6 protein-coding genes, 2 tRNA genes and 3 rRNA genes are annotated in these 11,470 nt (G+C 42.8%); 8 read left to right on the forward strand and 3 right to left on the reverse strand.

Annotation, left to right across the window (positions count from 1 at the left end; all coding sequences use genetic code 11):
* From C4F40_RS15605 to C4F40_RS15630, 6 genes are all read left to right on the forward strand, one after another.
* Nucleotides 1-1,118 (forward strand): 16S ribosomal RNA (locus C4F40_RS15605).
* Nucleotides 1,119-1,239: 121 nt separating this feature from the next.
* A tRNA-Ile gene (locus C4F40_RS15610) sits at nucleotides 1,240-1,316 on the forward strand.
* Between the two features lie 87 nt (nucleotides 1,317-1,403).
* Nucleotides 1,404-1,477, forward strand: a tRNA-Ala gene (locus C4F40_RS15615).
* A gap of 274 nt (nucleotides 1,478-1,751) precedes the next feature.
* Nucleotides 1,752-4,640 (forward strand): 23S ribosomal RNA (locus C4F40_RS15620).
* A gap of 136 nt (nucleotides 4,641-4,776) precedes the next feature.
* Nucleotides 4,777-4,888, forward strand: a 5S ribosomal RNA gene (gene rrf, locus C4F40_RS15625).
* The 16S, 23S and 5S rRNA genes sit together here with 2 tRNA genes alongside, the layout of an rRNA operon.
* A gap of 165 nt (nucleotides 4,889-5,053) precedes the next feature.
* Complete coding sequence (locus C4F40_RS15630; protein ID WP_196940435.1) at nucleotides 5,054-6,001, forward strand: tRNA modification radical SAM protein MnmL/YtqA; 948 nt, start codon at nucleotides 5,054-5,056, stop codon at nucleotides 5,999-6,001.
* 90 nt (nucleotides 6,002-6,091) lie between these two features.
* On the opposite strand, the gene C4F40_RS15635 is transcribed toward C4F40_RS15630, so the two are convergent.
* A complete protein-coding gene (locus C4F40_RS15635; protein ID WP_196940310.1) occupies nucleotides 6,092-6,559 on the reverse strand; it encodes a pyrophosphohydrolase domain-containing protein in 468 nt (155 codons plus the stop codon).
* Between the two features lie 162 nt (nucleotides 6,560-6,721).
* Nucleotides 6,722-8,068: a pseudouridine synthase gene (locus C4F40_RS15640; RefSeq protein WP_196940311.1), complete on the reverse strand. Its 1,347-nt coding sequence runs from the start codon at nucleotides 8,066-8,068 to the stop codon at nucleotides 6,722-6,724.
* Nucleotides 8,069-8,306: 238 nt separating this feature from the next.
* Here C4F40_RS15640 and C4F40_RS15645 point away from each other — a divergent pair, with 238 nt between their 5' ends.
* A complete protein-coding gene (locus C4F40_RS15645; protein WP_196940312.1) occupies nucleotides 8,307-9,083 on the forward strand; it encodes a lytic transglycosylase domain-containing protein in 777 nt (258 codons plus the stop codon).
* A 319-nt stretch (nucleotides 9,084-9,402) separates the two neighbouring features.
* On the opposite strand, the gene C4F40_RS15650 is transcribed toward C4F40_RS15645, so the two are convergent.
* Complete coding sequence (locus C4F40_RS15650) at nucleotides 9,403-10,758, reverse strand: MATE family efflux transporter (RefSeq protein ID WP_390881649.1); 1,356 nt, start codon at nucleotides 10,756-10,758, stop codon at nucleotides 9,403-9,405.
* Between the two features lie 146 nt (nucleotides 10,759-10,904).
* Here C4F40_RS15650 and C4F40_RS21700 point away from each other — a divergent pair, with 146 nt between their 5' ends.
* Entirely contained in the window at nucleotides 10,905-11,417 is a 513-nt protein-coding gene (locus tag C4F40_RS21700; RefSeq protein ID WP_196940313.1) for a Sec-independent protein translocase subunit TatA/TatB, read from the forward strand.
* The last annotated feature ends 53 nt before the right edge of the window (nucleotides 11,418-11,470 follow it).

An 11,470-nucleotide genomic window follows, 5' to 3' on the forward strand; every position in this document is an offset into this window, starting at 1 on the left:
GGGAGTGCTGCCCTACGGGTTGTAAACTGCTTTTGTCCGGGAATAACCCCCTCTACGTGTAGAGGGCTGAATGTACCGGAAGAATAAGGATCGGCTAACTCCGTGCCAGCAGCCGCGGTAATACGGAGGATCCAAGCGTTATCCGGATTTATTGGGTTTAAAGGGTGCGTAGGCGGCCGTTTAAGTCAGTGGTGAAATACGGCAGCTCAACTGTCGCAGTGCCCTTGATACTGAACGGCTTGAATTCTGTTGAAGATGGCGGAATGAGACAAGTAGCGGTGAAATGCATAGATATGTCTCAGAACACCGATTGCGAAGGCAGCTGTCTAAGCAGCGATTGACGCTGATGCACGAAAGCGTGGGGATCGAACAGGATTAGATACCCTGGTAGTCCACGCCCTAAACGATGATAACTCGATGTTAGCGATATACAGTTAGCGTCCAAGCGAAAGCGTTAAGTTATCCACCTGGGGAGTACGGTCGCAAGATTGAAACTCAAAGGAATTGACGGGGGCCCGCACAAGCGGAGGAGCATGTGGTTTAATTCGATGATACGCGAGGAACCTTACCCGGGCTTGAAAGTTAGTGAATGGTCCAGAGACGGACCAGTCCTTCGGGACACGAAACTAGGTGCTGCATGGCTGTCGTCAGCTCGTGCCGTGAGGTGTTGGGTTAAGTCCCGCAACGAGCGCAACCCCTATGTTTAGTTGCCAGCACGTCAAGGTGGGGACTCTAGACAGACTGCCAGCGTAAGCTGTGAGGAAGGTGGGGACGACGTCAAGTCATCATGGCCCTTACGTCCGGGGCTACACACGTGCTACAATGGACGGTACAGCGGGCAGCTACACAGCAATGTGGTGCTAATCTCGAAAAGCCGTTCACAGTTCGGATCGGGGTCTGCAACTCGACCCCGTGAAGTTGGATTCGCTAGTAATCGCGTATCAGCAATGACGCGGTGAATACGTTCCCGGGCCTTGTACACACCGCCCGTCAAGCCATGAAAGTTGGGGGTGCCTAAAGCATGTTGCCGCAAGGAGCGTGTTAGGGTAAAACCGATAATTGGGGCTAAGTCGTAACAAGGTAGCCGTACCGGAAGGTGCGGCTGGAATACCTCCTTTCTAGAGAACCGGTACTGGTGCTCGTTACGTTATTACATGGTTATTACCTAAAAAAAGATAAAGACACAGAAGAAAGTGCCCACCCCGTTTAGGGACGGTCACCGAGAGAAGAAGATAAGCTAGTCCCGTAGCTCAGTTGGTTAGAGCACTACACTGATAATGTAGGGGTCAGCAGTTCAAATCTGCTCGGGACTACCAAGGTAGTAATGAGTATTGAGAATTGAGAGGATTTTATGGCGACATATGGATACCCGATACTCACTACCGGTTACTCACTACTAACAAGGGGAATTAGCTCAGCTGGCTAGAGCACCTGCCTTGCACGCAGGGGGTCATCGGTTCGACTCCGATATTCTCCACGTTTTTGGTATCAGGTATATGGTACTTAGTACTGAGATGATTTTATGGCAACATAAAGGTCTCATTACTTAATACGCAATACCCACTACTAAAAAAAGAGTTCTTTGACATATTGAAAGAAAGAAAACACAAGAGAGAACAACAGTAGAGACAATACTGTTCTGCGCCTGATGTTTATGACGGACCCTCGGTCAAGGCCGAACTGTCATTGACGTAGCAGAGCAGGTATATATATCAAAGCATCACCATGGTAGCAAAAGGGCCATGAGTGAGAAGAAAGTAAATAAGGGCACACGGGGGATGCCTAGGCTCTCAGAGGCGATGAAGGACGTGATAAGCTGCGATAAGCTGCGGGGATTGGCAAATGCGAACTGATCCGCGGATTTCCGAATGGGGCAACCTAACATACTGAAGGTATGTTGTATAATACGCGAACGCGCTGAACTGAAACATCTAAGTAGGCGTAGGAGAAGAAAATAACAATGATTTCCCAAGTAGTGGCGAGCGAACGGGAAAGAGCCCAAACCCATGATGTTACGGCATTATGGGGGTTGTAGGACCACGACGTTGTATTGACTGGATGAACTGGAAGCAGGTGGGAAACTGCGCGGTATGGGTGACAGCCCCGTACAGGTAAAGAGAGTCAGCATAGTGGTATCCTGAGTAGGGCGGGACCGGAGAAATCCTGCTTGAATCGACCAGCACCATCTGGTAAGGCTAAATACTCCTGAGAGACCGATAGTGAACCAGTACCGTGAGGGAAAGGTGAAAAGAACCCCGAACAGGGGAGTGAAAAGAACCTGAAACCGTGTGCTTACAAGCGGTTGGAGCGGAGAGATTCCGTGACAGCGTGCCTTTTGCATAATGAGCCTACGAGTTACTCTTTACTGGCAAGGTTAAGCGGTTAAGCCGCGCAGCCGCAGCGAAAGCGAGTCTGAACAGGGCGTATAGTCAGTAGAGGTAGACGCGAAACCTTGTGATCTACCCTTGGGCAGGTTGAAGTTGCGGTAACACGTAATGGAGGACCGAACCGATAAACGTTGAAAAGTTTCCGGATGACCTGAGGGTAGGGGTGAAAGGCCAATCAAACTGGGAAATAGCTCGTACTCCCCGAAATGTTTTTAGGAACAGCGTCGGCATAGAGTCTTGTAGAGGTAGAGCTACCGATTGGGTGCGGGGGAGTCAAATCCTACCAAATCCAGACGAACTCCGAATGCTACGAAGATATGGCCGGCAGTGAGGCTTTGGGTGCTAAGGTCCAAGGCCGAGAGGGAAAGAACCCAGACCATCAGCTAAGGTCCCTAAATATAGTCTAAGTTGAACTAACGAGGTCCGGTTGCCCAGACAGCTAGGATGTTGGCTTGGAAGCAGCCATTCATTTAAAGAGTGCGTAACAGCTCACTAGTCGAGCGACCGGGCGTGGATAATAAACGGGCATCAAGATTATTACCGAAGCTATGGATTCATACATTTATATGTATGTCTGGTAGGGGAGCATTCCAGCGCCGGGGAAGCAGCATGGCAATGTGCTGTGGAGGTTCTGGAAAAGCAAATGTAGGCATAAGTAACGATAAGGCGGGTGGGAAACCCGCCCACCGAAAGACTAAGGTTTCCTGATCAACGCTAATCGGATCAGGGTTAGTCGGGGCCTAAGGCGCATCCGAAGGGAGCAAGCCGATGGACAACTGGTTAATATTCCAGTACTTTTCTTAACTGCGATGTGGTGACGGAGTAGTGACACTGCCGCGGACTGACGGAATAGTCCGTTAAAGGGCGTAGGTATACATTCGGTAGGCAAATCCGCTGAGTGTGCTGAACCCCAATAGTACTGCAAAGCTTCGGCGGCGCAGATAGAGCAGGTAATCAGACTTCCAAGAAAACCCGCTAAGCTTCAGGTTAAGAAAACCCGTACCGCAAACCGACACAGGTAGTCGAGGAGAGGATCCTAAGGTGCTCGAGTGAATCATGGCTAAGGAACTCGGCAAAATGGCCCTGTAACTTCGGGAGAAGGGGCGCTTCCTCCAGCGATGGAGAAGCCGCAGTGAAAAGGCCCAGGCGACTGTTTAGCAAAAACATATGGCTTTGCAAAATCGAAAGATGAGGTATAAGGCCTGACACCTGCCCGGTGCTGGAAGGTTAAGAGGGGATGTCATCGCAAGAGAAGCATTGAATCGAAGCCCCAGTAAACGGCGGCCGTAACTATAACGGTCCTAAGGTAGCGAAATTCCTTGTCGGGTAAGTTCCGACCTGCACGAATGGTGTAACGATCTGGGCGCTGTCTCAGCCATGAGCTCGGTGAAATTGTGGTATCGGTGAAGACGCCGATTACCCGCAACGGGACGGAAAGACCCCATGCACCTTCACTATAGCTTAACATTGAAATTGGGTACAGGATGTGTAGGATAGGCGGGAGATGTTGAAGCGGGTTCGCCAGGATCCGTGGAATCAACCTTGAAATACCGCCCTTTCTGTATCCGGTTTCTAACCCGGTTATGCCGGGGACATTGTTTGGTGGGTAGTTTGACTGGGGTGGTCGCCTCCAAAAAGGTAACGGAGGCTTTCAAAGGTAAGCTCAGTACGCTTGGTAACCGTACGCGGAGTGCAATGGCATAAGCTTGCTTGACTGTGAGACCTACAAGTCGACCAGGGTCGAAAGACGGACATAGTGATCCGGTGGTTCTGTATGGAAGGGCCATCGCTCAAAGGATAAAAGGTACGCTGGGGATAACAGGCTGATCTCCCCCAAGAGCTCATATCGACGGGGAGGTTTGGCACCTCGATGTCGGCTCGTCACATCCTGGGGCTGGAGAAGGTCCCAAGGGTTGGGCTGTTCGCCCATTAAAGTGGCACGCGAGCTGGGTTCAGAACGTCGCGAGACAGTTCGGTCCCTATCTGTTGTGGGCGTTGGAAGTTTGAGTGGATCTGACCTTAGTACGAGAGGACCGGGTTGGACTGACCGCTGGTGAACCTGTTATGCCGCCAGGTGTACCGCAGGGTAGCTACGTCGGGAATAGATAAGCGCTGAAAGCATCTAAGTGCGAAACTAGCCACGAGATGAGACTTCCTCATAAGGGCCGTAGGAGATGACTACGTCGATAGGCTATAGGTGTAGAGGTGGAAACACCACAGCCGAGTAGTACTAATATCCCGAAGCTTTCCAGGCGGATAGTTGCTGTTGTTTTCTCGAATGTATTTCTTTCTTTCGATAGTCATTAGATTAGATATCGGTATTTAGATATTAGTGATTAGACCACGGTCTAAATACTCAGTACTTAATACTAACTACTAATAAAGATCTTCAGGTGCCTATATCGGCGGTGTCTACCTCTTCCCATTCCGAACAGAGAAGTCAAGCCCGCCAGAGCCGATGGTATTGCCGTAACAGGTGGGAGAGTAGGTCGGTGCCTTTTTTTATACAGAGCCCTTGCTGGAAACAGCAAGGGCTTTTTTTTTTGCCCCTGTATTTATTAACCCGGAAGTCCCGGTGTACCGGGCACTAAAATCAGAATCTGTAAGCTATGAAGTTAAATAGCTATACGAACTTCCTTGTTATATTTGTTATCTTTGTATCTGCAATGGCTACACAACTAGATAATGGTATTAAGCCGTATAATCATTACGGGGCATACTTGAAAGAAAAATATAATGGACAAAGGGTTTTTAAAGTTATCGTAGACGGTAATTTTACCTGTCCTAATCGTGATGGTAGTAAAGGGTACGGAGGATGTACTTATTGCAATGTAGATTCGTTCACACCTGATACAGCGCGTAAAGTTCCTTCCATAAGAGAACAGGTGGAAAATGGCATAGCCCGCGCTCGGAATAGTTACGGCGCTGAGAAGTTTATTATTTATTTCCAACCTAATACAAATACGTACGCACCTGCGCATATGCTAAAAATGCTCTACGACGAAGCATTAAGTATAGATCCGGAAAATACATTAGGCCTATCCGTGGGGACACGTCCAGATTGCCTCGATTTTGAAAAGATCGCACTTTTGGAAAGTTATTCAGATCGGTATGATGTAGATTTGGAGATGGGAATGGAGTCTATCTATAATGAGACACTAAATAAAATCAATAGGGGCTGTTCGCATGAGGAGTTTACAAATATCATGGGGCTGCTTCAAAATTCGCCATTGGAGATCTGTGTACACACGATCTTCGGTTTTCCTTGGGAAACGGAGGAAATGATGTTACGATATGCCGCTGAAATTAATAAGCATCCTCAAATTAAATTTGTAAAATTACATCATTTGCATATTGTGGAGGGCTCGATTATGGGAGCAAAATATAAGAAAGAACCCTTTAAATTGTTTTCGATTGAGGAATACACAATATTCTTATCTAAATTCATACCGCTGTTAAGACCAGATATAGTGGTTCAACGTATCTTTGGAATTGCCGATAAGGAATTACTTATTGCGCCTAATTGGGGGTTTCCGAAATCTAAAATTCAAACTTATATTGATAAAGGATTAGAGGCTAGGGGCGTTGTTCAAGGAAGTTTATTTAGCCCCTGACTGAGTGGTTCGAGAGACGGCATCTATTAATAACAAAAGCGTCTGTTTCTATATATTTGGCGGAGACAAAATATAGGAACAGACGCTCTCTTATTTATTTACAATCGTAGCTAAGTCTGCTGGAGAATAATTGACAGATTTTAAGGTTTTATGATCTCCTTCTCTGAAAACTAAATATAGTCCGTCTACTTCCTTATAATAGCTGTCTACACCTTTTGTTTTATAATGAGCTTGTGTAGCTTTTGCTTCATGCTCGTCTTTACAAGCCTTACTCATGTTAGATCGCTGAACCTCTTCAAATAGTGCATTGAATTTATCTTTAAGGCCAAATTCCAGCACCGCCCCGGATAATACGTATTGAATATCACATAAGGCATCTGCGATTTCCACAAGGTCTTTAGCTTGAATTGCTTCTTCTAATTCTTTAAGTTCTTCTGCAATTAAGGCTACGCGTAGGTTACACCGTGCTTCTGAAGGGATTGTGGGTGTATCTAATATGGGATGCTGAAATGTCTTATGAAATTCGGCTACGGAGGTAAGTGTTTTTGGATCTGTCATATTGTTTAATTTTTGCTAAAATACGAAATATCCACGATTGCAAAACACAAACACGAATGAAAATAATCTGGATATCCAATATTACATTTAAAAGAAATATTATTTACATATGAAAAGTCATGACAATAAAAAAGGTGCATTCTAAAATGCACCTCTGTTCGATTATTTGATCAAGTGTTTTAATTGAATTAATTCTCTCTCTTCCAGATATCTCCATCGTCCACGAGGAAGATCTTTCTTCGTTAAGTTCGCATACACTACTCTATCCAGTTTTATAACTTCATAGCCCAGTGATTCGAAAATGCGTCTTACGATACGATTTTTTCCAGAATGAATTTGGATACCGACTTCACGTTTGCTTGCTCCTTGTACATAGCTGATATCGTCAGGTTTGATAATACCATCTTCCAATTCTATGCCAAATTCAATCTTATTGAAATCTCCTTGGGTTAGGTTTTTGTCTAACTCAATGTTGTAGATCTTACTAATATTATTGCGTGGGTGCGAAAGTTTTTCTGCAAGACTACCATCATTCGTTAAAAGCAATAAGCCAGTAGTGTTTCGGTCAAGACGACCGACAGGATAGATTCGCTCCTTAGTTGCTTTGGAAACCAACTGCATTACCGTCTTACGTTCTTGCGGATCATCTGTGGTCGTGATATAGTCTTTTGGTTTATTAAGTAGTACATAGACCATTTTTTCACGCTTAAGACGCTCATTGTTGTAACGTACTTCGTCTTTTGCAGGATCTACTTTTGTTCCCAATTCTGTAACGACTTCGCCATTTACAGAGATGACTCCTGCTTCAATTAGTTCATCGGCTTTACGACGTGAACAAATTCCTGAATTTGAGATGTATCTATTTAGACGAATTGTGCCATCGTCCTCATTTGTACGTGATGCTGGCCTTTTCGCAGGAGAGAATTTTCGTTTCCCTGGGATTTTATATCTGTCTTCTTTATCTTCTGAATTTTCGAAGCCTTTTGATTCTTCTTTAGCGTCAATTCTCTTTTCATAAGGGCGTTCAGAGAATTTTCTGCCAGAAGGGGATGTCCTTCCTTCATTTCTTGAAGAAGGTCCAAAGCTTCTTGGTCTTCCCCCTTTATCATCGAATTTCTTTTCGAAAGACTTACCGGGTGCTTTACCTCCCCTCGGTCTATCTTCTCTATCGTCAGATTTCTTTTCAAAAGGTCTTCCCGTTCCTTTTCTAGGAGAGAATCTTTTGTCATCTGTTTTTGAAAACGATTTGAAATTACCCGGTTTATCTTCTTTGTGCTCAAATCCTTTCTCCCCTTTATCTTCAAATTTCTTTGTGAAAGGTTTTCCAGATCTTTTAGTGTGAGAGAAAGCGCTTTTATCATCGCTTCCGGAAGAAAATTTAGTGTACGAATCACCTTTGGTGTTGGTACTTCTTTTGCCTTGACTACCCTTTGATTTGAAACTTTCTGAGTTGTTTCTTTGTTTTTTGGAGTTGTCATCGCGACTGTTCCTTTGATTTTTGAAAGGCATATTTTTAATAAAATTGAACTGCAAAGTTACTCAAATTATTGATAAAATTTTTAATTTTTTTTTGTTGGAATCATGACTTCCGTGACGCAGTTAAAGGAGTTTTCTGACGCGCTAAAGATAGGCGAACTTATAAGTGTTTGTTTTTTAACTAAATAGTGTGTACATTTGCCAGTTCAAATTTGTACCAAGCTATTCCTTGATCGATTTTATCGTGGATAGGATGGCAGTAAGGGAGTGAATGATTAGAAAGAAAGTATTATGTAGTAGTGTGATTTTGTCGGCAATGTTATTGTCGAAATTATACTCAAACCCACAGACGGAATCTATAGAAGATCCATACAAGCAAAAATTAATTGCTTATGCGGTGAGCAAAGTCAAAGAAAGGGATAGCTCACCGGAAAAACAATTAGAGGCTTACTATAAAACCATAACATTCGCAGATGAATGCCCCCCAATGGAAAATAGCTTTGTTAAACACAAACTCAGTAGATACCTCTCAAATTTCTCCTTCAAAAAGCAACAATCTTATTATTTGCATGAAAAGGCGGCTAAACATTTACCAAGTATCTCGAAGATCTTAAGATCACACGGTATTCCAGAGGATTTTAAGTATATTCCTCTGGTAGAAAGTGGTTTGGATGCGGGTGTCAGGTCTCATAAAGGTGCGGGTGGTTATTGGCAATTCATGCCTCAGACAGCGAGGTTGTTTGGATTGAAGGTAAATTCAAAAGTAGATGAACGATTGAACCTAGTGAAATCTACTCATGCTGCGGCCCGTTACCTAAAATATCTTTACAGTGAATTTGGTGATTGGACCTTGGTGGCAGCTGCTTATAATGTTGGAGGAGGAAGTTTAAAGTCTTCATTGCGTCGTCAGGGAGTTGATAACTACTATGAATTACGTCTTAACTCGGAAACAGCAACATATGTATATAAATTAATTTCTGTTAAAGAGATTATTGAGAATCCAGAAAAATACGGTTACAACGAGAGTCTTCGTATTTCAAAAGGATAAATTTAAAATAATTGAATTCCAAAAAAGGCTTAGATATGTTTCTAAGCCCTTTTTATGACCAATCTAGAACTGCTAAAACTGTAATGATGGTGATGTTTTAAAGGATATCTATCGTTATGTTATGCAATTTCTCATCTTTTACTTCCGAAGTAAAAGATGAACAACGCAGTTAGAGGGGTTTAATTATGACAACAAGATTGTCCGTTATTTCGGAATCGTAACACTTGTCTGGGATTTTATTGATATAGGGCAGATTTAAAGGATATACCCTGTCTTGGCCCGCAATCCAAATACAGAAGGCGGCATTAATTTCATGTAATTACATTAGTTTTCGCTTAATGATATACTTGTATCTTAGGTATAATAGTAAAGATGAAGTCAGCAACCCTAATGTCAATCCGTACCACACTCCTTGTATACCCCAGCCTAGATTAAGTCCCATAAAGTATCCTGCTGGTAACCCTATAATCCAATAAGCGATAAACGTAAACAATGTGGGAATATTTACATCTCCCATGCCTCGTAAAATCCCTAATCCCACTACCTGTGTTCCGTCAAATAGCTGAAATAGTCCCGCAATAATTAATAACTGAGCTGAAAGCTGGATTACGGCTACGTCGGTAGTGATTAGATGGGGTAAATATTGGTTAAACACAGCGAATAATATTGCCGTAAAAACCATGAAGATCAAAACTAGGTGATATGATACATGGGCAAATTTTTGTAGCCTATAGTACTTGTTGTTTCCAAAGCTGTTGCCTGTTTTAATTGTCGCTGCAGCGGCGATGCCGCTGGCCATCATATAAGTCATTGCGGCTAACGTGATCGCTACCTGATGAGAAGCTTGTTCTAATGCGCCAATCTGACCTGCAATTACAGAGGCTGCCGCGAAAGCACCGATTTCGAATACATATTGCATGGCAACGGGGGTTCCAATGCGCAATATGTTTTTAATTCTTTGCCATTGTATAAAGAGCAGGTTAAATTTTATCAGGTATGATTTAAAAGGTTTTGCACGCAACACATACGTCATCATGACTATCATCATCAATATGCGATCAATTAAGGTTGCTAATCCTACACCCCGAATTCCCATAGGTTCGAAACCAAACATTCCTTTTACTAATACAATTGCAATTACCACATTTAACACATTTCCCCAAATGGTAATATTCATCGCTTGTTTCGTAAACCCTAATCCCTCTGCGAATTGTTTGAATGTATTGAACACCATTAATGGCCAAATGGACAAACTCAATAAAAACAAATACGGTTTGGCTTCTTTTACGACCTGTGGATCCTGGTCCGCATAGTCCATTGCTACCATAGAACCAAAGTATACGAAGCAGAATAAAATTATACCTGTAAAAAAGTTTATCCAAAAGCTGTTGGAAAGTAATTTAGCACATTCTTCTTTATTTGTTTTGCCATTTTCCTGTGCTATTAACGGAGTTAATCCGTATGCAATACCCAACCCGATTACAAGTACAACCATAAAAAAGGAATGGGACAGAGAGACTGCTGCTAAAGGAATGCGACCAGCAAAGTGTCCTACTATCATCGTATCCGCAGTTTGAACTAAGGTGTGCCCCAGTTGTGATATGACCACGGGGCCCGCTAAAGCCATAGTACTTAGATAATAATTTTTATTTGCCTTAAGACTTGATAACATCATCTGTAAATTAGCCTGCAAAGCTACGAAAGATATATCTGCAAATTAGGATACCTATTAATAAGTTTTTATGTCTAAATATTTACAGTAAATTATTGGGTAAAATAAATAATACGCTTACCTTAGCCTTATTAAATTGTAATTAAAGTATGACCACGTTAGCATTTTTAAATATTGGTACACAGGAGATGATGTTAATAGTAATTGTTGTTTTACTATTGTTTGGAGGAAAGAAATTACCGGAATTGGCGCGGGGATTAGGAAAAGGAATCCGCGAATTTAAAGACGCTTCTGAAGGGATTAAAAGAGAGATTTCGGATCAGATAAATAACTTTGAAAAGGATTTGGACGTAACGATAGAGGATAAAGATACTGCCCCACAAAAAACGGAGGATACTTCGACTTTTTCTGAGGACGTTGAGAATTCTAATGTAATAGATGAACAAGAAACACCTGTTGCTGAAAAGAAATTTCCAGAATTCACTAAACCAGAAAATACGTATCAACATGATCCAGGAGCTCATCCTGTAGATGAATCGGAGTATTATAAATATGGCTATAACGATGACTTTGCCAACCAAAATGCTACAGAAGATAACGGTGAGACAACAGGTACTGTAAATAATTCGGATCCGAAAGATGATTCGATAAAAAACGCATAAGAAATAACGAATTTTAAAAAAATATATTAAAGCTGTTGACGTATTACCGTCAA

Source organism: Sphingobacterium pedocola (genome assembly GCF_015209965.1).
GTDB classification, from domain to species: domain Bacteria; phylum Bacteroidota; class Bacteroidia; order Sphingobacteriales; family Sphingobacteriaceae; genus Sphingobacterium; species Sphingobacterium pedocola.